We start from the raw sequence: 26626 nt of genomic DNA on the forward strand, positions 1-26626 counted from the left end.
ATGGCTCGGGCGACGCTGGGACGTCTCGGACTGCGCGGCTTCGTCCCGCGCAGCTTGGGCGCTCGACCGGCCGTCGCCCTCGAGCGGGCCTTCGCCCGGCCGTTCGCGGATGTCGTCGACGACGCGTTCGAGCCGCTCGCCGCGGTCGACCCCGGCGCGCTCTGGGTGCTGCGCCGGGTGGACGTGCGGATCGCCGTTCCCGCGAGCGAGCCCGATCCTCTCGTGCAATCCCGTCGAGTGGCGGCGGGTATCGCACTCGCGGTCGCGAAGGCGGTCGCAGGCGGCCCCTCCTCCGATGCGGTGCGATTCGCCTCGCGCGCGGCATACGTGGCCGCCTATGTCCGCGCACGCCTCGCGGGACACGGGGGATCATGGGTCTTCGAGCGGTTCGCCGACCTGAGTCCCCTGACGCCGCTCGACGCGCTTCCCGCCGCGGCCCGCATCGCCGAGATCGAGCTGATCGAGGTCATCGCCGAGCTCGCGACGGTCGAGGGCTGGACCAGGATGCTGGCGGCCGCGGCACCGGGGGAGCTGGACCGTCTCGCGGTCGCGATCGAACGACGGCTCACCGGCGTCACCGCACCCGCGGAGTCGCTCGCCGCGGTGTCGGCGGCGCGGGCGCTGCGGCTCGCGCACGCGGCCGGCCGCCCTTCGGTTCGGATCGCCTCCGGCGCGCGGGCGCGGCTCGATCTCATCGGCGACCTGGCGGCCTCCCGTCCCGTCGACGCCGGCCTGGTCGCCGCGATCTGGCGGCTCGAGCCCGCGATGCCGTCGGCGGAGGCGGGCACCGTCGCGGAACGGGCGGCGGCCCGGGCGGTCGAGGAGCGAGCCACCGTGGTCGATGGGGCGGGCGTCGAGGGCCCGGTCGCGTCGCGCACGCCGGCCGATGACACCGGTCCCGCGGTCTTCGCTGCGGCGGGAGCCCCGGCCTTCCTCCTCCTCCCGGACCTCGCTGAGCTCCTTGCCGACGAGCCCGAGCTGATGGCGAGGACAGCGGCCGCCGCTGCGGTCCGCGCGGCCGTTCTCGGAGGCGTCCTGGGCGATCGCGTGGATGCCGCCGACCTCGCGCTCGGCGTCGCGGCGGGCGTCGCGCACGTCCCGGAGCCCGACGACTGGGATGCACTGCTCGCCGGGCCGGTCACAGCGTGTGCCGAGCGGATCGCCCGGGATTCGCACCTCGGATGGCAGCATCCGCTCGACGCCGAATGGGTTTCGCCGGCGACGGCGCGCGCGGCGCCGATCGGCATGCTGAGCATCGCGCTGCTGCGCCAGTTCCTGCGGCATCTCACCGGTTTCGCGGAAGCCCGTGCCTCGCATGTGGTTCCGCAGGTCCTGCCGCTCGGCGGTGTCGTGCGCCTCGACGACGGCCTCGTCGAGGCGATCCTCCCGAGCGGCCCGCTCCACGTGCTGCTCCTGCTCGCCGGCCTCGACGCCTTCGCGTTCCACGTGCCGTGGATCGACGCGCGGATCGTCGTGGGGCATGAGGTGACCGGGTGAACGCGATCACGGTGTGGGCCGCCGAACTGCTCGCGGCGGCATGGCAGCGCCAGGAGCACGAGGGGCGCTATCGCGGGTCGGACGACTTCCGCGCTCTGCACATCGACCCGGCCGACGCGGCCGCGAGCTGGCGCGCGGCGATGGCGGACGACGCACCCTGGCCCCCTCACCTCGGGGACTCCTTCGCACGGCTGGAGGTGCCGGACGGACTCGGACTCGCTCCCGCGGAGCGCCTCGTCGCCGCTCTGGCGTGCGCCGTCGAGAGCGAGCCGCGCCTGCGTCCCCTCGTCGCCAGTCTCACGGACGACCCCCTCCTGCGACAGCCCACGGTCGCGCTCGCACTGGAGCTGGCGGGCGCCGTCGGCGCGGGCGCGCACGACGTCCACGCCGCCCTGGCCGCAGGAAGCAGGCTTCTGGTGCTCGGTCTCGTGCGCGTCGAACCCATCGCCGGGCGCCCATCGCCCCTCGACGGACAGATCGTCGCCGACGAGTGGCTCGTCCGGGCGCTGGACGGGCTCTCGCCGGATGCACCGTCCGGCACCTATCGCGTCGTCCGCGCGCCGGCGACTCCCGATGATGCGACTCCGCACCTCGATCGTCCCGTGCTCCTCACCGGCGCGGACCACGTGCGTCACGCCGAGTCGTGGCGACGCCCCTGCATCGTCGGGCCGGCACGGAACGAGCGGGACCTCGCAATGCTCCTGCGGGCCGGACGACTCCGGCACGACGCGGTCGTCGTCGCGGTGGATGCCGCGCCCGAACCATGGCTGGTGGCGGGACTGGATGCCGCGGCCGCGCTCGGGTGGGCGGTGGGGCTCTCCCTTCCGGCCGGCATCACGTGGGTCGCGCCCGCGCGCTGGCGGCACCTCGAGGTCCGGGCGCCCGGCGTCGACGACCGCGCCGCGCGCTGGCGCATCAGTCTCGGCGACCGGGGTGTCGTGGTCGAGGATCGCGACGTCGCCGTCGTCGCGCATGAGTACCGGCTCGGGCTCGATGCGATCGACGAGGCCGCCGAACGCGTCGCGGTCCAGATCGGGGAGGGCGCCGCGGGTCTCGGCGCGCTCCGCGTGGCCGCCCGGCGCACGTCATGGCGGGACCTGTCGAGCTGCGCGCGCCCGGGGCCGGTCGGGAACACGTGGGACGACCTCGTCGTCACCGACGATGTCCGCGGACAGCTCGTCGACGCGGCGGCCGCGATCGGTCAGCGGGGCCGGGTGCTCGACGAGTGGGGCTTCGGGTCGCGACCCGGCTCTCGCGGCTACCACATCCTGTTCGCGGGGCCGTCCGGAACCGGCAAGACGATGTCCGCAGGCGTCGTCGCCGAGGCGGCCGGACTGGAGTTGTGGGTCGTCGATCTCGCGCGGGTCGTCGACAAGTACCTCGGCGAGACCGAGAAGGCGATCGACAGAGTGCTGCGGGCCGCGGAGTCCTCGGGCGCGATGCTGCTGTTCGACGAGGCGGACGCGCTGTTCGGGCGTCGCGGGGACGTGCGGGAGGCGAAGGACCGCTGGGCCAACGTCGAGGTCGCGTTCCTCCTTCAGCGCATCGAGGAGCACGACGGCGTCACGGTGCTGACGACCAACGTCAGCCACCATCTCGACGAGGCGTTCGCGCGCCGCATGAGCCAGCGCGTCGAGTTCACCGTGCCGGACGCGCGGCTGCGGCTCACGCTCTGGCACCGTTCGATCCCCGGTGCGGCGCCGCTCGCCGACGACTCCGACCTCGACCGCGTCGCGGAGCACTTCGAGCTCGCCGGCGGGGCGATCCGCACGGCGGCGCTCAACGCGGCCTACGCGGCTGCGGCCGACGAGGGTCCGATCCGGCTGCCGCACCTCGTGCGCGCGAGCGTCCGCGAGCTCAGCAAGGCGGGGAGGACGCCGACGCGCTCCGATCTCGGCGACCTCGGCGTTCATCTGCAGGAGGCCCGATGACGATCGTCATGGAGCCTCTCGTCATCCGGGGGCGGCGTCCCGCCGTCGTCGACGCCGGCGCTGTCGACGCCGAGCCCGCGTCCGCGCGCGCCGGACCCGGCCTCACGAACCGTGCCGCCGGGCGGCTGCGCGATGCTCCGGATCGCGCGCGCTTCGGAGGCTTCTCGTATACGCGCACCGCCCAGGACGACGCCGAGGCCCGGGCGGCGCTCGCGCGCGCGCTGCGCCCGGCACCGGCTGGTCCCACCGAAACGGCTCCGCCCGGCGACGCCGCGGCGACGGGATCGGGCGCGACGACCCGCGCGAGGTTCGGCGGTTTCGCCTACGAGCGCACGACCCAGGACGACTCCGAGGTCGCCGCGACCGCCGAGCGCGAGCGGGCGCTGCTCGCGTCGGCCGACGCGGTCGATGCCCCCGGCGCATCGGGAGAGCAGCCCGTGCCTGCGGCGTCGTCGGAGCCGACGGCCGCCGATGTCGTCGAGGTCGACTCGACCGAGACGCGCGAGGTCACGGGCGATGAGACGACCGCGTCCGTGGGCGCGGCATCCGCAGCGATGGCGGCATCGGTGGCCGCCGCCGCGCCCGCCAGCCTCGCCGGCATCGAAACGCCCGCGGCACTCGTCACCGCCGCGAGGGTCGCCGCCGACTCCCTTCCGCGCCCCGACGTGCCGCGCGCGCCGCTCGACCGGGTGTTCGCGCCGATGATCGCGACGGCCGGTCGGCGAGCAGCACGGCCCGCCGCGCGCGGTGGAGGAGGGCGCTACCCGCCCCCGCGCCCTGCGGAGCCGATCGAGATCGACCCCGTGCCGCAGGCCACGTCGACGCTGAGCACGGCGCTCAACGAACGCCTGCCCGAGCTCGCCCTGCCGGCGGTGCGGGCGATGCCCGACGGCACGGTCCCCACGCTGGGCGAGGTGTCGAGCATCTCGGCGGACGAACTCGCTGTCGAGGTCGACACAGCGAGTCCGGCCGCTGACGCCGCTGCCGCGAACCGCACCGAGGCTTCGCGGCGATCGGCCGCGCTGCGGACGACGCCGGATGCGAGCGTCCCGCCGCCGGTGCCGCGGCCGATCTCGCCGCCGGTGCTCGTGGACTTCCGCCGTCCGCCGCCGCCACCCCCGCCGAGAGCGGACGCCGAGCTCGAGTCGTCGCAGATCGCGCGGGTTCTCGCGCTCATCATGGCGGATATCCCGGATCGCGTGACGACGGCCGTCGACCGGGTCCGTGGGCTGGCGTTCCCGCCGAACAAGCTCGCGAACTACTACCTCGACGTCACCGATCCCTGGAAGCCGGTGATCACCACGGGGATCAACGCGAAGATCGAGGAGTTGCGGGCGGCCGCGAACATCACGCCGGAGATCCTCAACAGGGCTGTCGAAGCACGCCGCGCCGAGATCGCGACGCGTGCGACACGGGTGACGACGGCCGCCGAGCTCGAGGTCGACCGCACGGCACGAACACTTACGCGCGAAGCGGAGCGGGAGAACGCCCGGATCGAGCAGCAGCGACTGCGCGACCAGGCGCGACAGGTGGCGCGGTACCGCCGTGCGCTGTACTCGCGCGATCCGGCGCTCGTCGAGGAGCTTGCCGCGGCCAGGATCGGCTACATCGATGCCGACGTCGGGCGCGGCACGGCCGCGATCGATGCCGCCAAGACCCGGCGGCTCGAGCTCCTCACGTCGTACACGGCCACCTACCGCGAGGCTTATCGGCGGGCAGACGACGCGTTCCAGCATCCCACCGGCGGACCGGCGCGCGCACCCCCGAACGAGGGGACGAGACTCTGGTACGACGTGGCCGTGGACGCACTGACGACGGCGATGACGGGTCTGCGCACGCAGACCGAGACCGACGCCGGGACACTGGCGACGAACCTGCGAAACGCGGGGACGGCTGCGAAGGCGGCCGTGCGAACGTGGTCCGACACGCGCCTGCGCCGCCACCTGAGCGACGACGAGCGCGCCCGGCGATCCACGGCGGACGCCGACGTGACGAACACGGCGATCACGAACGCTCGGGCCGAGGCGGCACGCAACACCACCCGCGAACGGCTGATGTCCGACATCCGGGTGGCTTCCGCCACCTACCTGCGCACACTCGACGATGCCGCCGGCGTCACACGCGAGCACGCGATCAACCTCAACGACGCCCAGCTCGAGATGGGCCGGCGCTTCCTCGCGATGGGGGAGCCAGGCGACCCGATGTCGGCCGTGGCGAACGTGCTGATCGAGCGTCACCTCACCGAGACCTTCGGGGTGAACTTCGCCACGAAGGTCGAGGAGCTGCGCACGGCGATCTACGCGAAGTCCGCGGCGACGCCGGAGGAGGCCGGTGAGCTCGGAGACATCTACTTCCCGGGCGGCGGCGGCGGGCTCGAGGCGCGGGTGAACCGCCTCTGGACCGCCTTCGAGGTGTGGCACGGCACGGCCGAGGAAGATGCGATCAAAGAGCTGGAGGGACTCGACTACCACCAGACCGCGCTCCTCAACCGCGCGTACTTCCTGATCAAGAACCAGAGCCTGCAATGGCGCATCGGCGAGGAGATGTCCGGGTCGGACTTCGACAAGGCGCAGGGGCTCGCGCAGGGAGACGACGAGGGTCGGCGCCGCCACGTGCGCGGTGTGATCGCCGACGCCGACGGCTGGTTCTCGAACGACCCCGCCGCGGCCCTCGACGCGGTGCGCAATCTGCCACCGGGGCAGGCGGACGCCCTCGTGGCCGATCCCGCGACACGCGCGCACCTCACCGAGGTCCTCGGCGGGCGGCGCTGGGTCGACCGTCGAGGGTCTGTCGCCGACGACCGCGGCGAGCGCGAGCTCCAGCTGCTCGTGCAGCTCAACCGGCCCGCGGACGCGACCGATCCGACGGATGCCGCGACCCGGCGCGATCTGCAGGCGCGGGCCGACGCGATCGAATTCGATCGTGCGGTCAGGCGAGGCAGCGGAGGAGAGGCATCGACCGAAGCCGTCGTCGAACGGATCCGGAGGTCGGTGACTGCCTCGGCACCGCCCACGTGGTCGCACGACGAGATCGACAACGAAGTGCGCCGCCGCATGCGCGCGATGGAGAACGCCTACGAGGTCGAGTTCGGCTCGGAGCTTCCTTCCGGAGGAGTCAGCGCGCTGCGCACCGCCGTCGCCCGCTACTCCTACGGCACGACCCTGGATCTGCGCCAGTCGCTCCTGGACGTCGACCGCGCCCGCGAGCGGTCGTCGCGGCTGCAGCGCACCACGGAGGGCTTCTACACCTCGGACTCCGAGCTCAACGCCGAGCTCACCCGCACGTACAACGACGCACTCGCGGAGGTGCGGCGCAATGAGACCCGGCAGGATTCGGTCCGCCGGGAGGCCGAGCACCTGATGACGCAGGACGGCATCCGCGCGCCCCCCGCCCCGAGCGTGCTGGCGGCATATCGACAGGAGGCCGAGGAGAACCTCGCGCGCACGCTGGCGGCCGAATGGATGGGCTCGGTCAGGACGGCGTTCGCGGCCGACTACGGCCGGCGATGGGGCGGAGGATCGGATCCGCTCCGCGACATGGTCACGTCGCAGACGCAGTTCGCCGGTGAGACCGAGGCCCTCGCGCGGCTCGACACCGGCGGGGGACTCACTCCCGCGCGGGCCGTCGAGATCGGGCAGGCCGGGTGGGGAATGGACCGCGAGCTGGTCATGGCCGGGCTCGGCAACCGCACGACGCAGCAGCTCGCCCGCATCTCGGCCGAGTACCGGACGAACGAGTCGACCGCGGGCAGGGACATGCTCGCAGACCTGCGGTCCGAGACCGGCGGCTGGACCGACGAGACCGCCGACCGGAATCTCGAGCGCGACGCCTTCGACATCCGCGAGGCGATGCGCGGCGTCCCGACGACGCCCCGCGAAGAGCACGAGTCAGCACGCCGGCGGTTCGAGTACGAACGCGACGTGTATTTCGGGGGCACGAGCGATCGTCCCGACGCGGTGACGAACGAGTTCGCTTCCCTGCGACGCCAGATGGATCGCGTCGATGCCCGCATGCGGGACTGGAACGCCGCGCGCGACCGGGGCGACACGGCGGCGCTTCGTCGTATCGAGTCCGGCCTCGCGACGGCGCGCGAGAGTGTCGGGGTTTCCGCTGACGCTTACCGGCGCGCGGTCGACGACCATGTCGAGGGCATCGCGCAGAAGGTCGCGATCGGGGTCGCTCTCGCGGTCGTCGGCATCGTCGCGATCGTGACGAGCATCGCGACCGGTGGACTCGCCGCACCCGCGTGGGTCGCGGTCGCCACGGCCGTCGCGGCATCCCTCGCCGGAACCGCGGCGTCGATGGCGGTGAAGAACTCGATGCTCGGAGCGGCGTACGGGCAGAACGCCTTCCGGACGGATCTGCTCGTCGGCGCCGTCGACGCGATCGTCGCCGCGCTGACCGCGGGCCTCGCCGACAAGATCCTGAAGCTGCCCCGCCTGGCGGGCGCCACCCCGGCCGCGCGCACGATGATGGCGCGTGCGATAGCGGCACAGCGGGCGTCCCGTCCGCTCCTGGCCCGCATGGGGGCGTTCACGGTCGAGCAGATCGCGCAGTCGGTGCCGACGGCGCTCACCGGCGCGGCGCTCAACCGCGACACGTGGAAGGGGGATCCGCTGCGTAACTTCGCGCTGGCCGGTGCCACGGCGGCGGGGATGGGCATCGGGATGGGAGCCGCGATGCACGTCACGATGACGCACGCACCACGGCTCCTCACGGGGATCGCGGACACGGCCCGGCTGCTCACCGGTCGCGGCGGGGCAGCCGTGACGGGCGAGTCGGTGGTCCTCCGCTCCACGCGCCAGGCCGTCGCTGTCGGCGACGTCGAGGCGGCGACCAACCGGGGATCCTTCCTCGAGCGGTGGGCCGCGCGGCGGCAGTTCCTGCGCGCGAATCCCGGGGCGAGCGAGCTGGACTTCCAGGTCGCGCTCGCCCAGGGGGCCGCCGACGCGAAGATCGATGCGGGCGCCGTCCGTTCCCTCCAGGTCGAGATGAAGGGGCATCTCGTCTCGGGACTCAACGGCAGCGACGCCGAGCTCGCGCGGCAGGCGCGGATCGAGGTGCTCTCGGACGCGGAGTTCGTCCGGCGCACGGGGTCGGAGTCCAACGGGTACGCAGCGACGCTCAACGTCAAGGGAGAACCGGTCGTCGTGATCCGCGAGGGCGCTCCCCTCACGCGCCTCGCCGAGGAGGGACGTCACGTCGCGCAGTTCTTCGACCCCGCGAACGCGGCGCGGCTGGCGCTTGTCGACGAGCGCCGCCTCGCCGCGTACGCATCGATGTCGCTCACGGATCGGATCGCCGCGTGGCGGGCGAAGATCGACCTCGAGCTCGACGTGCAGGCGCGCACGATCCCCGAGCTGCGGGCCCAGCTGAACGACCCGGGCCTGCACCCGGATCGCCTCCGTGATCTCGCCCGCATGCTCATCGAGGCCGAGACCGCCGTCGAGGTGCTCTCGGCGCGGCGCGTGACGCTCGACGGGTTCGGGTCGGCCGAGATCGCCCGGATGAGAGCCGGCGATCTCTCACCACCTCGGTTCCTCGACGACCCGCCGCGGCTTTTCGCGAAGAGCACCGACGCAGACGCGCCCGCCGTCGACACGACTCCCGCGAGCCCGGCGGTGAAGCCCGCCCCATCCGATGCGACCGCGGCGCCCGTCCCCGCCGAGACGGAGACCTGGACGAGGGGCGGACGCGCCTTCGTCGCCGAGCCGCACTTCCTCGACGGGTCGCGCAGATCGCGCTATGTCATCGTCCGCGAGGGCGGAGAGATCGTCGAGGTCATCCTGCAGCGCAAGGAGGGCAAGGAATGGCGGCTCTCGGGCCGGGTCGGCCGCGATCGCGGTGGAGTCGCGGAGTTCGCCGCGCGGATCGAGCACATGGCGGCGGCTGCGGCGGAGGAGTCCGCCACCGTGAGCCTGCGCCAGCTCGGCGCGCAGACGGGGACGGGTGCCGGCCTGGATGATCTGTGGTTCCGTTTCGACACGTCCGGCGGCGCGGTCGAATGCCGCGCGCGCGTCTACGAGGCAAAGCACTACGACGGTCAGGTGTCGAGCTTCAGCGCGATCGACGAGAACTTCCGCACCAACATCAAGCGCGCGCGCGATCGCCTGCAGCTGCATCTGAACCGCGGCACGTGGGACGAAGCGGGGATGACCCGAGCGCAGGTCGAAGCGGCGCTGCGGGCTCTCGACCGGAATCAGATCGACGTGATCGTCCGCACGAGCGGAACGACGCGGGTCAACCCCGATCACCTGTCCGATATCGGCACGCGGCTCAACCGGCGCAAGTCGGGCGCGCCGATCCGGGTTCTCCATGATCCGAACCCCATCGGCTCGGCGGCGATGCTCGACGCCGAGGAGCTCTGGCTGCGCGTGGAGCGGTTCCGGCGCCGCGGCTACAAGGATGCCGACAACATCCTCTTCAAAGACCTCGCGAACGGTCCCCGCGGCATGGATGCGCGGTCGGTCGACCGGGCCGAGGCCGTGGTCACCGCCCGCAATCTCCCGGGCTCCCAGCTGTCGGGCCGGATCGAGTGGGCGCCCGGCCGCGGACACCTCGTCGATGCGAACGGGCCGTTCAAGGTGCTCGTCGCCGAGCGGCCGCCTGCCGGCATGGCGTTCCAGGCCGACGTGCGCGCGCGGGCCATCCTGAGCGCCGTCGAAGCGGGCGTGCCCGCCACCGGAGGAAGACCGTCGGTGGAGCCCGTGCGCGTCGTGGTGGACTATTCCGCGCTCACCGTCCAGCAGGCCCGTGAGCTGCGAGCAGCCCTGGCGGCGATCGCGAAGTCCTCGGGCAGGTCCGACGCTGCCGACCGGATCATGTGGGTGCCTCCGCTGCGGAGCCTCGACAGCCCCACCGGATCGAAGTGACGCCCGCCGACCCGTGCACACCCTGGCGCCGGGAGCCCGCTCTCTCGTACCGTCTCCGGTCCTGAGCGCGCGAAGACGGAGGGCACGGACCGGATGTCGCGGCCCGCACCCTCCGTCGCCTCACGCGGTGGCGATCGCCACCGCGGCGCGCTGGCGGTGGCTGATGCGGTGACCGATCCAGAAGCCGATGGCCACGAGTCCGCCGAGGGCGACGAGGAGCAGCCACGGCAGGACCATGGGCGTCGCGCCGTTGGCGCCGTCAGCGAGAAGCTCGGAGCCGTCGGCGATCTGCGTGTTGCCGTCGCTGAGTGTCGCCGCACCCGCGGAGAGCTCGGCGGTGCCGTCGGCGAGCGTCTGCGATCCTTCCGCGAGGGTCGTCGTCCCCGCAGAGAGCTCGTCGAGCCCTGTCGACAGATCGTCCGCGCCCGCGGAGAGCTTCGACGTGCCGGCGGCGAGCGAGGTCGCTCCGGTCGACAGCGATCCTGCGCCGGACGCGATGGTCTGCGTCCCCTCGCTGAGGCTCGACGCGCCGCCCGCGAGCGTAGCGGTGCCCGCAGCGACCTTCGCGGCTCCGGCACTCACGTCGGCGACACCGTCGCGCAGCTTCGCGGCCCCGACGGCGAGGGCGGGTGCGCCGTTCCTCTTGTCGGCGAGCGCGACGGTTCCCGGCCACCCGTACGCGGCGTCGCCGTTGACGATGTTGTGGACACCGCCGGCAGCGCCGAGGAGTCCGGCCGCGAGGGCGGGTGCCTTGGTGGCGGGGGTGCTCAAGGCCTGGACCTGCAGTTCGACCCCCGCGGCGAGCGCCGCGAGCTGCTGCAGAGAGGTATTGGACGGATCGCCCGCAGCCATGGCGGCGAGCGAGTTCGCGAGGGTGGAGGCGTTGGCCTTCGTGCCGGCGGCCAGACCGTCGAGGGCCGCCTGGGATGCGGCGAGCGTGGACACCTGGGGCGTCACACCGGCTGACAGGCTCGCGAGGACGCCCCGCGCGTACGTGTCGGCTCCGACGACGCCCGCCGAGAGGCGCTGCGTCTTCGTGGCGAGGGTCGTGGCGCCCTCGGACGCGCGCTCGGCTCCGACCGCGAGATCGGCCGCTCCCGCGGCAGCCCGCTGCGCTCCCGCGCTGAGGCTGCTCGCGCCGCTCGCCGCGGAGCTCGCGCCGACCGCGAGCGACTGCGCGCCCGACGACAGCTGCGTGGCGCCGGCTTCGGCTGACGCCGCTCCGGTCGAGAGGGCTTCCGCACCCGTCGCGGCTTCGGCCGCACCCGCGTCGAGCTGGGCCGCGCCGTCGTTGAGGTCGGCGGTGCCGTCGGCGACCGTCACCGCGCCGGCGGCGAGTTCGGCCGACCCGGCATCCGCCTGTGCGGCACCAGAGGCGAGCTCATCCGCGCCCGCGGCGATCTTCGTCGTGGTCGCGAAGTAGAGGAAGATCATCGCCGCCAGCAGAACGCTGAGGACGATGACGGCGATGCGCGTGCCGAGGCCGTGCGCGTGGGCGGTGGTGGTTCTCGTCATCGAGGACTCCTGTGGTGTCGCGCCTGCGCGGGGCAGGCGTGTGGAAGGGCACCGGCGTGCTGTCGCCGGGTCGACGCTCGATCCCGGCAGGGGGTCGCCGTGCCCGCGCACCTTCGTCGGTGCAGGGGGCGTCGGTGCGCCGGGGGAGCGGTGCGAATGTAACAGCGGCGCGGTCGGCGGCGAAGCATCCAGAATCGGTTCTTCAAGGTGGAACCAAGTGTCACCGAGCTTGAGACTCAATTTCTGTAGAACGTCGACAAGAGACCCGGGCATCGCGGTCGCGAGGGCAGCGCCTCGAAGCCGAGCACGGTCCGATCACGGGCGACGCGCCGGCGGCGGGGGAACTTCCTTCGCGGCGATGACGGCACCCCTCGGTATGTGCTCGACACCGCGCTTGCCGTCGACGACGACGGAGGAGGCGTCCACGCTCAGCAGTTCGCCGAGCGCATCGGTGGCCTGCCCCGTCGGAAGGATGTAGCGGACCACCACGCGGCGTCCGGGCTCGGGCAGGTTCACCATGCACCGGGGGAGTAGTCCTTGAGGAAGACGCCGAACAGGTCCTCGCCGGCTTCTCCACGCACGATCGGGTCGTACACGCGGGCGGCGCCGTCGACCAGGTCCAGCGGCGCGTGGAAGCCCTCCTCGGCGAGTCGCACCTTCGTCGGGTGCGGGCGCTCATCGGTGATCCAGCCTGTGTCGACGCTGGTCATCAGGATCCGATCGCTCTCGAACAGCTCGCGTGCGCTCGTGCGTGTGAGCATGTTGACGGCGGCCTTCGCCATGTTCGTGTGAGGGTGCCCCGGCCCCTTGTAGCCGCGATTGAACACGCCTTCCATGGCGCTCACGTTCACCACGTAGGTGCGGCGCGCGGTACTCGCGGCGAGAGACGGCCGCAGTTTCGAGACGAGGAGGAACGGTGCGGTCGTGTTCGCCAGCTGTACCTCGAGCATCTCGAGCGGGTCGACCTCATCGACGCTCTGCACCCACGAGTTGGTGTGGTCGAGGTCCGGGATCAGGCCGCCGGCGTCGATCGCGGTGCCGGCGGCGAGGCGCTCCAGGGAGCTGGAACCGGCGGTCAGCGCCTGTTCCGTCAGCTCGTCGGCGCGTGCGGCCGCCGCAGCGAGGATCGGATGGGCGGTCACCGAGCGCTCGAGCGCCTGCGGGTGCCGGTCGTTGGTGTGGCCGAACGTCACGAGTTCGGGCAGCGGTCCGTCGGGCAGCGGTGCGAGCTCGGCGTCGACGAGCGGCTGGTATGCCCCGGGCGACCGTCGCACGGTCTGCGTCGCGTTGTTGATCAGGATGTCGAGCGGTCCGGCGGCCGCGACATCCTCCGCCAGCCCGAGCACCTGGGCGGGATCGCGCAGGTCGATGCCGACGACCTTCAGGCGGTCGATCCACTCCGGCGCGTCGGGCAGGCTGCTGAAGCGGCGCACGGCGTCACGGGGGAAACGAGTCGTGATGGTGGTGTGCGCACCGTCACGCAGCAGGCGCAGCGCGATGTACATGCCGATCTTGGCGCGACCGCCGGTGAGCAGTGCGCGCTTGCCGGTGAGGTCGGCACGCGCGTTGCGCTTGAGGTGACTCATCGCCGCGCAGGTCGGGCAGAGCTGGTGGTAGAACGCGTCGACGACCGTGTACTGCTGCTTGCAGATGTAGCAGGCGCGGGGCTTGAGGAGAGTGCCGGCGGTGGGCGCCGTCGTGGACGAACTGATCGCGATGCCGCGGGTCTCGTCGTCGATGCGGTCGGGGGCACCGGTGGCGGTGGCGGCGACGACGGCGCGATCCGCCGAGGCGATCGCCTCGCGGATCTCGCGGCGGCGCACCTTCTTGACCGCCTTGAACATCGCGGCGGTCGCGCGGCGGACGGCGATGTAGTCGGGGTGCGACTCGTCGACACCCGCCATACCGCCGAGCACCCTCAGTGTCGTCGAGAGATCGTCCGGGTCGATGCCGCTCGGCGGCAGGTCGGACGGTGGGGGAGAATCGGGAAGCACACGTGATTCTACGCCGGGCCGGTCGGGCGGTTCCTGTTAGCGTGCCTTCGTGAGCACCTCGAACCCGGCCTCGTCGCCGGGGCGCAGCATCCATGTCTCCGCCGCGGTCATCGTGAACGACCGCGGCGAACTGCTGCTCGTGCGCAAGTCGGGCACGACGGCGTTCATGCAGCCGGGCGGCAAGCCCGAACCGGGCGAGACGCCGGCCTCGACGCTGAGCCGTGAGCTGTTCGAGGAGCTCGGCCTGTCCGTCGACCCCGACGACCTGTCCTCTCTCGGACTGTTCACGGCCGCAGCGGCGAACGAGCCCGGGTTCCTCGTCGTGGCCGACGTGTTCGCCGCCGACATCGGCGATCAGATCCCCGTGATCGATGCGGAGATCGAGGAGCTGCGGTGGGTCTCGCGTGCCGATGCCGAGCATCTGGAGATCGCGCCGCTCGCGCGGGAGAACTTCCTGCCCCGCTGATCGGCGCACCTCGGGTCGATCCAGGAGAATAATGGCCACATGGACGCGCCGTCGATGTCGCCCGAGCGATCGATCGAGCTCGCCGCTCTGCGCCGGCGAGCGTACGGACCCGATGCGGACATCGGACGCGACCCGGTCGCGCAGCAGCGGCTGCGGGAGCTCGAAGACCTGGCGCGTCCCCCCGTCGAGCGGAGCGTCGAACCGATCGCCCCGGAGCCCGCGCCGCCGGCCGCGGACGACGCACCCGTCCGTCCCTCGGATGCCGCGCTCGACGACGCGACGACCACCGACGCCGCGCCGGAGCCGGCTGAGAGGACGGATGCCGCGCCCCCGGCCGCTCCTCCCGTCCGGCCGTGGTGGCGGCGCGTTCCGCTGTGGAGCGTGACCGCGGTCGCCGGCATCGCCCTGGGAGCCGCGATCGGCCTGACGTGGCCCGGTGACGACGGCCCGCCGCCGGACCTCACGCTCGGCATCGATCCCGGTGGCGGTGAGCGCGGGGCGGGATTCACCGAGAACCTCGACTACTGGGGCGTGCAGCCGGGCACGGTCGTGCCGCACGAGGGATACGACACGATCCAGGTCTGGACGGCGCTCGGCATCGACGAGTCGCGCTGCCTGCTGCTCTCGCACGACGGATCGTTCCTCAGTGCCACATGCACCGGCGCCGGGCTCGATCCGGTGCTCGACTTCACGATCTACGACGGGATGTCCCTCGACCTGGAGACGCCGCTGCCCGTGGGGACCGTGATCCGGTTCGTCGGGCACGAGGGGTCGGTGGACGTGTGGGTGCGGCCGCCGGGTGGTCAGATGCCCGAGTCGATCTCGTCGAGCGCGGATCGGCCCAGCGCCTCGTAATCCGGTTCGTCGTCGCTGTGCGCGAGCAGCAGGACGGCGACCGCGGCCGCCCACGCGCGCGCTCGCGTCCAGGTGGACCGGTCGTACCGGGCGCCGGTGGCCGCGATGAACCGTCCGCGCCCTGAGGGATCGAAGGCGAGCCAGGCGACCGCGAGGTCGTAGGCGGGATCGCCTGCGGTGACATCGCCGAAGTCGATGATGCCGGTCAGTCTCGGGCCGTCGGCGACGAGGTTGCCGGTGTGAAGGTCGCCGTGGATCCAGACGGCCGGACCGTGCCAGGCGGGAGCGGCGATCCCCGCGGTCCACGCCTCCGCGAGGGCGCGGGCCTCGCGGGTGGTGAGGGAACCCGCGGCGGCGAGAGCGTCGACCCGTTCCGCGAAGACGGCGGCTCGCGTGGCGAGCGGCCGGCCGCGCACGGGATTCACCGGGTGGTCAGCCGGCGCCTCGACGTGCAGCGCGGCGAGAGCACGGGCGAGCGTCTCGGCCCATCCCGCGCGCTGGGCACGTGGGACGTCGATTCCGCGGGCGCCGTGGATCCACGGCACGACGGACCACGCCCACGGGAACAGTTCGCCCGGCGCACCGCGCACGACCGGCGCCGGCACGCGCACGCCCGCCGCCTCGATGGCCGGGCCCACGACAGCCAGGCTGCGGTGCTCGTTGAGGATGAGCGGGGCGGCCAGGGCGCGGCGGGGGAGTCGCACGGCGAGGTCTTCGCCCAGACGCCAGATCTCGCTGTCCCACCCGGACGCCGTCCGGACGAGGGGCAGTGCTGCGGCATCGGGGATCTCCGTGGCCCGGCTCGCGAGGAGGCGGCGCACGAGCCATTCGTCGATCACCACCTCGGCAACGGGTTTGTCGGCCACGAGTCGAGCGTACTGAGATGTGCGGGAATCTTGTTTTATGTTGGACTGTGTTGTAACGTGTGGGAATCCGATGGAGGGTGCCACATGTACGCAACGGAGCGCCAGGAGGCGATCGAGCGCCGGCTCGCGGCCGACGGCCGGGTCAGCGTCGTCGAGCTCGCCGGGCGCTTCGATGTCACGACCGAGACCGTGCGTCGCGACCTCGCGCAGCTCGAGGCCGTCGGCGCCCTTCGCCGTGTCCACGGCGGGGCCGTCGCGACCGATCGTGCGAGCACGTCGGAGCCGCCCCTCACCGAGCGCCTCCAGCGCCACAGCGCCGCGAAGTCGGCGATCGGCGACCGCGCGCTCGATGCGATCGGCCTCGGCTTCCGCGGCTCCGTCTTCCTCGACGCCGGCACGACCACAGCCGCTGTGGCGGAGCATCTCGTCCCTCGCCTCGGCACCGGTGCGATCGAGGTCGTGACGCACGCACTCACGCTCGCCCACGTCCTCGCAACGATCCCGAACGCCGCTCTCACCCTCATCGGAGGCCGCGTGCGCGGTCTCACGGCCGCCGCCGTCGGGGCCGACACCGTCCGTGCGATCGAGGGCATGCGGCCGGATGTCGCGTTCCTCGGGACCAACGGGGTCTCGGCGGGCTTCGGACTGAGCACGCCCGACCCGGAGGAGGCGGCCGTCAAGCGCGCGATCGTGCGGTCCGCGCGACGCGTGGTGGTGGTCGCCGACGCCGAGAAGCACGACCGTGAGCTTCTGGTCGCATTCGCCACGCTGTCCGAGATCGACGTGCTCGTCACGGATGCCGCGCCCCGACCGCAGCTCGCGGCGGCGCTGGCCGACGCCGGCGTGGAGGTGTGGATCGCATGATCGTCACCCTCACCGCCCACCCTTCGCTCGACCGCACCATCACGCTGGCGGGTCCGCTTCGTCCCGGCGACGTGCAGGCCGCCGCGAGTGCGCGCGAGGATGCCGGGGGCAAGGGCATCAACGTCTCGCGAGTGATCGCCGCCGCGGGCGTCGACACCGCCGCGGTCCTTCCCCTCGCCCCGGGCGACCCCTTCGACATCGCTCTCGTCGCGACGGGGATCAGCACGCGCCGCGTCCCGGTGCACGGGAATGTCCGCGCCAACATCACGATCACGGACCCCGCCGGCGTCACCACGAAGCTCAACCTCCCCGGTGCCGCGCTGACCGGGACGGATGCCGCGGCCGTCGTCGACGCGGTCGTCGACGCCTCGCGCGGGGCGCAGTGGCTCGTCCTGGCCGGCTCCCTTCCGCCGGGGGCGGACGACGACTTCTACGTCGATGTGATCGAGGCGGTCCGCTCGGTGTACGGAGCGGGCGCCCCGCGCATCGCCGTCGACACCTCCGGCGCGGCGCTCGCCTCGATCGTCGCCCGTGGCCGGCCCGATCTCATCAAGCCGAACGACGAGGAGCTCGCCGAGCTCGCCGGGGTGACGCTGCCCGACGGCGACCTGGCGGGCGCGGTCACCTCCGTCGCGCGCAGTCTCGTCCCCTCACGGGTCGCGGCCGCGCTCGTGACCCTCGGCGCGCACGGCGCGGTGCTCGTCTCGGCCGACGGCGCGTGGGCCGCCGTGCCGCCGGCGATCCGCGTCGTGAGCACCGTCGGCGCGGGAGACAGCTCGCTCGCCGGCTACCTCCTCGCCGACGCCGCCGGGCTCGGACCCGAGGAGCGACTGCGCAGCGCCGTCCGCTACGGGGCGGCCGCGGCATCCCTTCCCGGCACCCAGGCGCCTGCGCCCGCCGACCTTCCCTCGGGCGATGTGCCCGTCACCCGCCTCGCACCCACCCCCGCCTGATCACGCCATCACCCTCGACCCTGGAGGTCACCGTGTCCGACACCATCACCCCAGACCTCGTCAGCCTCGACGTCGGTCTCGGCGCCGACAAGGCCGCCGTCATCCGCTCGCTCGCCGCGCGCGTCGTCGCGCAGGGCCGCGCGACGGACGCCGACGCGCTGTTCGCCGACGCCTGGGCGCGCGAGCAGAAGGACGAGACCGGCCTTCCCGGCGGCATCGCCATCCCGCACGCCAAGAGCGCGGCGGTGACGGAGCCGTCGCTCGCGTTCGCCCGTCTCTCACCGGGCGTCGACTTCGGCGCCCCCGACGGCCCGGCGGACCTCGTCTTCCTCATCGCGGCGCCCGAGGGCGCCGCCGAGGCTCACCTCGCGGTGCTCTCCAAGCTTGCCCGCAGCCTCATGCAGGACGACTTCACCAGCGGTCTGCGCGCCGCGAGGACCGACGACGACGTCGTCGCGATCGTGCGCGCGGCGATCGGCGAAGGAGACGCCTCGGCCACCCCCGCGCCCGCGCCGGTCGCATCGGCGGCCGCGCCGGCCGCGGCCGCCACCGGTCCCTCCGTGGACGGCCACCCCGCGCGCATCGTCGCGGTCACGTCGTGCGCCACCGGGATCGCGCACACCTTCATGGCCGCCGACGCGCTCACCGCCGCCGGTGTGGCCACCGGGGTGGAGCTCACCGTCGAGCCCCAGGGATCGAGCGGCTACCAGGCGCTGCCCCCCGAGGTGATCGCCGCCGCCGACGCCGTCATCTTCGCCACCGACGTCGATGTGCGCGAGATCGGCCGGTTCGCCGGCAAGCCCGTCGTGAGATCCGGCGTCAAGCGCGGCATCGAGCAGCCCAAGGAGCTCATCGCCGAGGCCGTCGCCGCCGCCGGCGACCCCAACGCCCCCCGCGTGAGCGCCGCGGCGACGACGGGTGCCGCGGCCGCTCCGACCGACAACCTCTCGTGGGGCGCCCGCATCCAGCGGATCCTCCTCACGGGCGTGAGCTACATGATCCCGTTCGTCGCGGGCGGCGGACTGCTGATCGCGCTGAGCTTCCTGCCGTTCCTGGGCGGCGTGAACGTCAACGCCGACGGCCAGGCGTTCGACGTCGTCGTGCAGAACGCGCTGTGGGATCTTCCCGCGGGCGGCCTCGGGCAGTATCTCGGCTCGGTCCTGTTCGTGATCGGCGTGACATCGATGGGCTTCCTCGTGTCGGCGCTGGCAGGCTACATCGCGTTCGCGATCGCCGACCGGCCCGGCATCGCACCGGGCTTCGTCGCCGGTGCCGTCGCCGTGCTCATGAACGCGGGCTTCATCGGCGGCATCGTCGGCGGTCTGCTCGCGGGGTTCACCGCGCTCGCGATCGCACGACTGAACGCGCCGCGCTGGCTGCGCGGGCTCATGCCGGTCGTGATCATCCCGCTCCTGGCGTCGATCGTGGCGTCGGGTCTCATGGTCCTGTTCCTCGGGCGCCCCATCGCCACCCTCATGGAGTGGCTGAACACGTGGCTGACGGACATGTCCGACACCTCCGGCATCATCGTGGTCGGCGTGATCCTGGGCCTCATGATGTGCTTCGACCTGGGCGGTCCGGTCAACAAGGTGGCGTACGCGTTCGCGGTTGCCGGTCTCGGGGCGGCTTCCGCTGAGAACCCGACCCCGTACCTGATCATGGCGGCCGTGATGACGGCCGGCATGGTGCCCCCGCTCGCGATGGCGTTCGCCTCGACCGTGCTCGCGCGTCGCCTGTTCACGCCCGTGGAGAGGGAGAACGGCGTGGCCGCGTGGCTGCTGGGAGCGGCGTTCATCAGCGAGGGCGCGATTCCGTTCGCGGCGGCCGACCCCCTCCGGGTCATCCCCGCCTCGATGGTCGGCGGAGCCGTCACCGGTGCGCTCAGCATGGCGTTCGGCGTGCAGTCGCTCGCTCCGCACGGCGGCATCTTCGTCCTGTTCGCGATCAGCCCCATCTGGGGATTCCTCGTCGCGCTGATCGCGGGCGTGCTGGTGTCGGGATTCCTGGTGGTCGCCTTCAAGCGATTCATCGCACCGAAGGAGCTGCAGGCGGCGGAGGATCTTCCCGCCGTCGCGGTTCCGGCGTGATCGCTGGCATCCGTCCCGCTCTTGCGGGAAGCTGACTCTCAGTCCTACGAAAGGAACGATCCCATGGCAGAACGTCAGGCCACCATCGCGAGCAGCTCCGGACTGCACGCCCGTCCCGCGAAGCTCTTCGTCCAGGCGGTGCAGGAGAAGGGCGTCCCGGTGACCATCGCCGTCGACGGGGGTCCCGACCTCAATGCGGGCAGCATCCTCTCCCTCATGGGCCTCGGCGCCTCACATGGTACGGTCGTGACACTCAAGGCCGAAGGGGACGGCGCTGAGCAGGCCCTCGACGAACTCGTGGAGCTGCTCGAGACCGACCTCGACGCGCAGTAGCGCTCGGTCAAGACAAGACGACGGATGCCGCGGGTCGAAGCCGCGCGGCATCCGTCGTCTGTCGTTCCGGCGGAGCGCCGGGCGGTCAGATGTCGGTCGAGTCGCCCGCCTCGAGCAGGAGGAACTCGCCGCCGTCCTGCTCGGTCGCCCACCGCAGCCGTGCACGTCCCATGTCCTTGCCGATGCGGGAGAGGGTCATGTCGTGGGTGCCGAAGGCCTGGCGCGGCGCGACGGCGAGCACGAAGTCCATCGCATCGCCGATCTTGAGCCACGGCGCACCGACGGGTGCCGCGAGGAGACGCACCGCACGCCCCTTCGGGACGGCGTAGGAGTCGCCCGGATAGTAGAAGTCGCCGTTGACGAGCACGCCCACGTTGTCGATGACGGGGATCGTCTCGTGGATCACGGCGTGGTGTCCGCCGAAGAACTCGAGGCGGAACGGGTCGAGTTCCACCGTGTCGCCGGGGCGGACGACGGTCACGTCGTAGCCGGCCGCCGCGCGCGCGACGCCTTCCGGCGCATAGATGGGAGTGCCGGGGTACGCCTTCAGCAGACGGTCGAGATGCTCCGGGGTCCAGTGATCGGGATGCTCGTGGGTGAGGACGATGCCCACGAGGTCCTCGAGGTCGGCGAGCGGCGCGGTCAGGGATCCGGGGTCGATGACGAGGGTGCGTCCGGACTCGAGGAGGGTCAGGGTGGCGTGCTCGAATTTGGTCACTCGCATGCCCCGAGTCAACCCGTGCGCTGCGGCTCGAGCAAGCGTCCGAGCCGTTCCCGTGCGGATTTGGAGAGCGGGTGAACGCGTGGCATAATCGAACGGTTGCGAAAACGGCCCCATCGTATAGCGGCCTAGTACGCCGCCCTCTCACGGCGGTAACGCGGGTTCGAATCCCGCTGGGGTCACAACACGAAAGAGCCCGGTCCTTGGACCGGGCTCTTTTCGCTTTCCCGGGCCTTCGGCTACGGGGTGTCGACCTCTTCCCGCGCATCCGCCATCGCCGCGGCATCCGCTCGCCTCCGCTCGCGTCGCCCTCGCACCCAGCGAACGATCGCCCAGACGATCAGTCCGACCACGGCGGCGACCGCGAGCCACGGGAGCAGGAAGCCGAGGGCGATCACGATGCCGTTGAGCGTCGCGACGAGGCCGTTCCAACCGGCGAGCACGCCGTCGGTGAACCCTGCGGGGTCGGCCTCCACGGTTTCGACCACCGGCGTCAGCGTCACGGTGAGGGACGACATCGCGACCTGGCCCTCGAGGCTCTCCAGCTGCTGCTGGTAGGACTCGAGAAGGGCCTGCCGCTCCGACAGCGCGGCCTCGGCCGCGATGAGGTCCGCGGTGGTGGTGGCCTCTGCCATCAGGTCCAGCAGCCGGTCGACGGAGGCCTCGGCCGCTTCGATGCGCGCGCGCAGATCGACCGTCTGCTCGGTGACGTCCTGGCGGTTGATCGTGGAGGCGGTGACCTCGCCGAGGTCCGAGAGCTCGTCGACGATGGCCGGGAGATCCTCGGACGGGACCCGCACCGTGATCCAGGCGCCGCCGGGATACGGGTAGGTGTCGTACGCGATCCCGCTGTTCGGGTCGATCGGCACCGCCTCGCCGTCGGTGCCGATGCTCATCGCCTCGACGTACCCGCCGTGGGCGACGGCGGAGTTGCCCACCGTGCGGGCGGCGACCGTCACATCGTCGACGACGACGGTGGCCGATGCGGTCGTGATGATCTCGCGTTCGCCCTGGTCGGGCTCGGTGAAGGTCGAGCCGCCGCTCAGGTCCCCCTTCCCGCCGCCGAGATCCTCCTCGGATGTCGCGGCGCCGTCGGCCCCGTCGACGGCGCCGGAGTCGACCGGGGCATCGGGGGCGATGCCGGGTTCGATCGCGGACTCGCTGGAGCCGCCGACGGGGGAGACGAGGGGAATGATCGCGGGCGCGATGACGGCGGCCACGACGATGACGGCCGCGGCCGCGCCCCCGGCGAGCCACAGCCTGCCTCGTCGGGCGCTGCGGGTGCGGTCCGCCGCGCGCTCGCGCGCGATGTCGGCGAACAGCTCCTGCTCGATGTCGTCGATGCGCCTCTCACTGAGCTCGGGAAGCTCCGGCGGCGCGCCCGTGGGCTGCTGGGTGCTCATGTGCTCTCCTTCACAACGGTCCGCAGTCGCGTGCGGATGCGGGAGAGACGATTGCGGACGACCCCGTGCGCGACGCCGAGCTCGTCGGCGGCGGCCTGGTAGGCGTACCCCTCGGCGGCGCAGAGCCGGAAGATGTCGCGGTCGAGGGGGCTGAGCCCCGCGACCTCCTGCAGGATGCGGTCGGCCAGGTCGGCTCCGATCACCTGCTCCTCGACATCCACGGTGGCGGGAAGGGTGTCGTCGGCGGCGGCCGCGGTGTTCTCGCGGTCGCGCTTCTGCCGGCGGATGCGGTTGGCCGCCTGGAACCGGCACACGGTCGCCAGCCACGGCAGCAACGACTCGCCTGCCAGCTCGAGCCCGGGCAGCTTCCGCCACGCGACCAGGAAGGTCTCCTGCGTCACGTCCTCGGCATCCGCCGCGTTCCCCACCAGCCCGTGCGCGAGCCAGTAGACGGGGCGCACGTAGGCGCGGTACAGCGTGCGGAAGGCGTGTTCGCTCCCGCCCGCCGCCTGCGCCACGAGCGCGGCGTCGTCCCGCTCGATCTGCTGCATTCCCGTCCTCCGGTCCGCCGCCGGCGCCACCGGTGCGGCGTCGTCGCGGAGCCCCATTGTCTCTCACCGTATGAGTGTCGCGGAGGGCCGGATCGTCTCACGGCGGCGGCCGCGGCATCCGCCTGCCTGTATCCTGGTCCGGCGAGAGGGAGTATCCCGACAGCGCGCATCCGTCATCACGGGTCCCGACAGTGCGACCCCGGGTGCGCGACGCGGCCGGCAGGTCGTGGGGGAGAGACTTTCGACGTCCGTCGACCCCCACCTCCATCCTCGAAAGGCCCTCAATGGACCTCGAACTTCCCCTGTGGTTCGAAATCGGATCCCTCGTGATCCTGACGCTCATCCTCGTGGGCGACCTGCTCCTCATCCTGAAGCGCCCGCACATCCCGTCGACCCGGGAGTCGACCCTGTGGGTCGTGTTCTACGTCACACTCGCCCTGATCTTCGCCGGGCTGATGTGGGTGTTCGCCGGCCCCGAATACGCGGGTCAGTTCGTCGCAGGCTGGCTCACCGAGTACAGCCTGTCGATCGACAACCTCTTCGTCTTCGTCCTGATCATGAGCCAGTTCGCGGTGCCGCGCCGCTATCAGCAGGAGGTGCTGATGGTGGGCATCATCATCGCCCTCGTGCTGCGCGGTCTCTTCATCCTGGCCGGCGCCGCGATCATCGAGCAGTTCAGCTGGGTGTTCTACATCTTCGGCGCGTTCCTCGTGTGGACGGCGTGGCGGCAGGCGTTCCCCGGCGGCGACCACGACGAGGACGTCAAGCAGGAGAACTTCGTGGTGCGGATGCTGCGCCGCTTCATCGACATCAGCGACCACTACGACGGCGCGAAGCTTCGCACGGTCGTCGACGGGAAGAAGCTCTGGACGCCGATGATCATCGTCTTCGCGGCGATCGGCGTCACCGACCTGCTCTTCGCGATCGACTCGATCCCCGCGATCTTCGGCATCACGCAGAGCCCTTTCATCGTCTTCACGGCGAACATCTTCGCCCTCATGGGCCTGCGCCAGCTGTACTTCCTGCTCGGCGACCTGCTCGACCGGCTGCGGTATCTGCACTACGGCATCGCGTTCATCCTCGCCTTCATCGGGATCAAGCTGGTCTTCCACGCGATGCACGTCAACGAGCTGCCGTTCATCAACAACGGAGAGCCGATCGAGTGGGCGCCGGAGATCTCCACATGGATGTCGCTCGGCGTGATCATCGTCGCGATGACGGTCGCGACGGTCGCCAGCCTGATCGCCTCGGCGCGCGACAAGCGGGCGGGAACTCCGGATGCCGCGTCCGCCGTCGCAGCGGAGGCGCCGGCCGGCACCGAGGGGGCCGCTGCTGCCGCGGCCGTCGTCGCGGAGGAGAAGGGCACGCCGCCCACCGTTGAACAGCCGCGCGACGAGCGCTGAGCCGCTGACCGCACCTGGCAGCTCGGGCCCCCTGCGGCGTCACACGACGCGGTGGGGGCCGAGTCGCATCCTGCCGGTGGTAGCCTGGCCACGTGCGGATCGCTCGCCTTCTCCTTAGCGGCCGCGACGAGTCCTAGTCTCAGGCCTCCCTCGTCGCGGAGTTCGTCGCGGGCCCCATCCACTGGGCAGAGTCCCTCCAGGAGAACAGACCAATGAGCACTTCCGACGCCTCCGTCATCCCCGATCGTCCGCGCACCCTCGCCGAGAAGGTGTGGGACGACCACCTCGTCGTCAAGGGTGAGGACGGCCAGCCCGACCTCATCTACATCGACCTCCACCTTCTGCATGAGGTGACCAGCCCGCAGGCCTTCGACGGTCTGCGCGCCGAGGGCCGCCCGGTCCGCCGTCTCGATCTCTCGATCGCCACCGAGGACCACAACACTCCGACGATCGACATCGACAAGCCGATCGCCGACCTGACCAGCCGCACCCAGATCGAGACACTGCGCCGCAACGCCGAGGAGTTCGGCGTGCGCCTGCACTCGCTCGGCGACAAGGAGCAGGGAATCGTCCACGTCGTCGGCCCGCAGCTCGGCCTGACGATGCCGGGCATCACCGTGGTGTGCGGCGACAGCCACACATCGACCCACGGCGCGTTCGGGGCGATGGCCTTCGGCATCGGCACGAGCGAGGTCGAGCACGTGCTCGCCACCCAGACGCTCCCGCTGAAGCCGTTCAAGACGATGGCGATCACCGTCGAAGGCGACCTCCGGCCGGGCGTCACCGCCAAGGACATCGTGCTCGCGATCATCGCGAAGATCGGTGCCAACGGCGGCCAGGGCTACGTTCTCGAGTTCCGCGGCAGCGCGATCCGCGCCCTCTCGATGGAGGGCCGCATGACGATCTGCAACATGTCGATCGAGGCCGGCGCGCGCGCCGGCATGGTCGCTCCCGACGAGACGACCTTCGCGTACGTCGAGGGTCGCGATCACGCGCCGACGGGCCAGGACTGGGAGGATGCCGTCGCCTACTGGCGCACGCTGCCCAGCGACGAGGGCGCGGTCTACGACGCCGAGGTCTACCTCGACGCGAACGAGCTCGAGCCGTTCGTCACGTGGGGCACCAACCCCGGGCAGGGCGTGTCGCTCTCGGGCGTCGTCCCCACTCCGTCCGACATCGCCGACCCCAACGATCGGGCCGCCGCCGAGCGTGCGATCGAGTACATGGACCTGACGCCGGGCACGCCGCTCAAGGCCGTGCCCGTCGACGCCGTCTTCATGGGGTCGTGCACGAACAGCCGCATCGAGGATCTCCGTGCGTTCGCGTCGGTCATCAAGGGCCGCACGAAAGCCGAGGGCGTGCGCGTGATGGTCGTGCCGGGCTCCGCCCGTGTGCGACTGGAGGCCGAGGCCGAGGGCCTGGACAAGGTCTTCATCGAGTTCGGCGCCGAGTGGCGGTTCGCCGGCTGCTCGATGTGCCTGGGCATGAACCCCGACCAGCTGGCGCCGGGGGAGCGCTGCGCATCGACGAGCAACCGCAACTTCGAAGGACGCCAGGGCAAGGGCGGGCGGACACATCTCGTGTCGCCGCTCGTCGCCGCCGCGACGGCGGTGCGCGGAACCCTTTCGAGCCCCGGCGACCTCGAACCGGTCGCGTCCGATGCGCCGGTCGGCGCAGGAGCGGGGGCCTGACATGGAGAAGTTCACCACGCACACCGGCATCGCCGCACCGCTCAAGCGCTCGGCGGTCGACACCGACCAGATCATCCCCGCCGTCTACCTCAAGCGGGTCACCAAGACCGGATTCGAGGACGCCCTGTTCGCCAACTGGCGGCAGGACCCGGAATTCGTCCTCAATCGGCCCGACTACGCCGGTGCGAGCATCCTCGTCGCCGGCCCCGACTTCGGAACGGGCTCCAGCCGTGAGCACGCCGTGTGGGCGCTGCGGGACTTCGGCTTCCAGGTGGTGCTCAGCCCCAAGTTCGCCGACATCTTCCGCGGCAACGCCGGCAAGCAGGGATTGCTCACCGGCGTCATCTCCGAGGCCGATCTCGAGGCCGTCTGGGCCGCCATCGAGGCCGATCCCGGCATCCGGATGACCGTCGATCTGGCTGCCCGCCGCGCGACGATCGGCGATCTCGAGGTCGCTTTCGACATCGACGATTACACTAGGTGGCGGCTTCTCGAAGGGCTCGACGACATCGGGCTCACGCTGCGCAACGAAGACAAGATCGCGCAGTTCGAGGCTCGCCGCGAGGCATGGCGGCCGCGGACGCTTCCCGTTCCGTAAGCCAGGACGGCGCCCCACCCGGGCGA

At 71.9% G+C, this 26626-nt stretch carries 19 protein-coding genes and 1 tRNA gene; 13 read left to right on the forward strand and 7 right to left on the reverse strand.

Features of this window, described 5'->3' with window-relative positions; all coding sequences use genetic code 11:
- The 3 genes from OL358_RS12705 to OL358_RS12715 are packed head-to-tail and all read left to right on the forward strand — an operon-like array spanning position 1 to position 10300.
- Complete coding sequence (locus tag OL358_RS12705) at positions 1-1497, forward strand: hypothetical protein (RefSeq protein WP_264710437.1); 1497 nt, start codon at positions 1-3, stop codon at positions 1495-1497.
- Positions 1494-3428 (forward strand): ATP-binding protein, encoded by a 1935-nt coding sequence (locus OL358_RS12710; protein WP_264710438.1) that lies wholly within the window; start codon positions 1494-1496, stop codon positions 3426-3428. The genes OL358_RS12705 and OL358_RS12710 overlap by 4 nt, the downstream gene beginning before the upstream one ends.
- Positions 3425-10300, forward strand: coding sequence for a hypothetical protein (locus OL358_RS12715; protein ID WP_264710439.1), 6876 nt, complete (start codon positions 3425-3427; stop codon positions 10298-10300). The genes OL358_RS12710 and OL358_RS12715 overlap by 4 nt, the downstream gene beginning before the upstream one ends.
- 120 nt (positions 10301-10420) lie before the next feature.
- Here the strand turns inward: OL358_RS12715 and OL358_RS12720 are convergent, their stop codons facing one another.
- The 3 genes from OL358_RS12720 to OL358_RS12730 all read right to left on the reverse strand — a co-directional run bounded on the left by OL358_RS12720 (position 10421) and on the right by OL358_RS12730 (position 13809).
- Positions 10421-11815 (reverse strand): hypothetical protein, encoded by a 1395-nt coding sequence (locus tag OL358_RS12720; protein WP_264710440.1) that lies wholly within the window; start codon positions 11813-11815, stop codon positions 10421-10423.
- Between the two features lie 315 nt (positions 11816-12130).
- Positions 12131-12334: a hypothetical protein gene (locus tag OL358_RS12725; RefSeq protein WP_264710441.1), complete on the reverse strand. Its 204-nt coding sequence runs from the start codon at positions 12332-12334 to the stop codon at positions 12131-12133.
- Positions 12328-13809: an SDR family oxidoreductase gene (locus OL358_RS12730; RefSeq protein ID WP_264710442.1), complete on the reverse strand. Its 1482-nt coding sequence runs from the start codon at positions 13807-13809 to the stop codon at positions 12328-12330. The genes OL358_RS12725 and OL358_RS12730 overlap by 7 nt, the downstream gene beginning before the upstream one ends.
- Positions 13810-13858: 49 nt before the next feature.
- Here OL358_RS12730 and OL358_RS12735 point away from each other — a divergent pair, with 49 nt between their 5' ends.
- Both OL358_RS12735 and OL358_RS12740 read left to right on the forward strand, forming a co-directional pair.
- Entirely contained in the window at positions 13859-14275 is a 417-nt protein-coding gene (locus tag OL358_RS12735; protein ID WP_264710443.1) for an NUDIX hydrolase, read from the forward strand.
- A 39-nt stretch (positions 14276-14314) separates the two neighbouring features.
- Positions 14315-15130, forward strand: a complete 816-nt coding sequence (locus tag OL358_RS12740; RefSeq protein ID WP_264710444.1) for a hypothetical protein — start codon at positions 14315-14317, stop codon at positions 15128-15130.
- On the opposite strand, the gene OL358_RS12745 is transcribed toward OL358_RS12740, so the two are convergent.
- Positions 15079-15996, reverse strand: coding sequence for an aminoglycoside phosphotransferase family protein (locus OL358_RS12745; RefSeq protein WP_264710445.1), 918 nt, complete (start codon positions 15994-15996; stop codon positions 15079-15081). The two genes, OL358_RS12740 and OL358_RS12745, sit on opposite strands and share 52 nt — an antisense overlap.
- Positions 15997-16080: 84 nt before the next feature.
- Here OL358_RS12745 and OL358_RS12750 point away from each other — a divergent pair, with 84 nt between their 5' ends.
- The 4 genes from OL358_RS12750 (at position 16081) to OL358_RS12765 (ending at position 20233) form a co-directional block, all read left to right on the forward strand.
- Positions 16081-16860, forward strand: a complete 780-nt coding sequence (locus tag OL358_RS12750; protein ID WP_264710446.1) for a DeoR/GlpR family DNA-binding transcription regulator — start codon at positions 16081-16083, stop codon at positions 16858-16860.
- Positions 16857-17813: a 1-phosphofructokinase family hexose kinase gene (locus tag OL358_RS12755; protein ID WP_264710447.1), complete on the forward strand. Its 957-nt coding sequence runs from the start codon at positions 16857-16859 to the stop codon at positions 17811-17813. The genes OL358_RS12750 and OL358_RS12755 overlap by 4 nt, the downstream gene beginning before the upstream one ends.
- A gap of 32 nt (positions 17814-17845) precedes the next feature.
- Positions 17846-19900, forward strand: a complete 2055-nt coding sequence (locus tag OL358_RS12760; protein ID WP_264710448.1) for a fructose-specific PTS transporter subunit EIIC — start codon at positions 17846-17848, stop codon at positions 19898-19900.
- 63 nt (positions 19901-19963) lie between these two features.
- The gene (locus tag OL358_RS12765; protein WP_264710449.1) at positions 19964-20233 is read left to right on the forward strand and encodes an HPr family phosphocarrier protein; all 270 of its coding nucleotides are present in this window, start codon (positions 19964-19966) and stop codon (positions 20231-20233) included.
- Positions 20234-20318: 85 nt separating this feature from the next.
- On the opposite strand, the gene OL358_RS12770 is transcribed toward OL358_RS12765, so the two are convergent.
- A complete protein-coding gene (locus tag OL358_RS12770) occupies positions 20319-20957 on the reverse strand; it encodes an MBL fold metallo-hydrolase (protein WP_264710450.1) in 639 nt (212 codons plus the stop codon).
- Positions 20958-21063: 106 nt separating this feature from the next.
- Here OL358_RS12770 and OL358_RS12775 point away from each other — a divergent pair.
- Positions 21064-21136 (forward strand) — tRNA-Glu (locus OL358_RS12775).
- 57 nt (positions 21137-21193) lie between these two features.
- On the opposite strand, the gene OL358_RS12780 is transcribed toward OL358_RS12775, so the two are convergent.
- Together OL358_RS12780 and OL358_RS12785 are read right to left on the reverse strand one after the other, a co-directional pair.
- On the reverse strand, positions 21194-22357 hold the full coding sequence (locus tag OL358_RS12780; protein WP_264710451.1) for a DUF4349 domain-containing protein: 1164 nt from the start codon (positions 22355-22357) through the stop codon (positions 21194-21196).
- Entirely contained in the window at positions 22354-22908 is a 555-nt protein-coding gene (locus OL358_RS12785) for an RNA polymerase sigma factor (protein ID WP_264711013.1), read from the reverse strand. The genes OL358_RS12780 and OL358_RS12785 overlap by 4 nt, the downstream gene beginning before the upstream one ends.
- A 284-nt stretch (positions 22909-23192) precedes the next feature.
- Between OL358_RS12785 and OL358_RS12790 the strand changes: the two genes are divergently transcribed.
- The 3 genes from OL358_RS12790 (at position 23193) to leuD (ending at position 26600) form a co-directional block, all read left to right on the forward strand.
- The gene (locus OL358_RS12790; protein ID WP_264710452.1) at positions 23193-24311 is read left to right on the forward strand and encodes a TerC family protein; all 1119 of its coding nucleotides are present in this window, start codon (positions 23193-23195) and stop codon (positions 24309-24311) included.
- Between the two features lie 212 nt (positions 24312-24523).
- Positions 24524-26002 carry a 3-isopropylmalate dehydratase large subunit gene (leuC, locus tag OL358_RS12795; protein ID WP_264710453.1) on the forward strand — a complete coding sequence of 493 codons (1479 nt, stop codon included), beginning with the start codon at positions 24524-24526 and terminating at the stop codon, positions 26000-26002.
- Between the two features lies 1 nt (position 26003).
- Positions 26004-26600: a 3-isopropylmalate dehydratase small subunit gene (gene leuD, locus OL358_RS12800; protein WP_264710454.1), complete on the forward strand. Its 597-nt coding sequence runs from the start codon at positions 26004-26006 to the stop codon at positions 26598-26600.
- The last annotated feature ends 26 nt before the right edge of the window (positions 26601-26626 follow it).

The organism is Microbacterium sp. SSM24 (genome assembly GCF_025989145.1).
Taxonomy (GTDB): Bacteria; Actinomycetota; Actinomycetes; order Actinomycetales; family Microbacteriaceae; genus Microbacterium.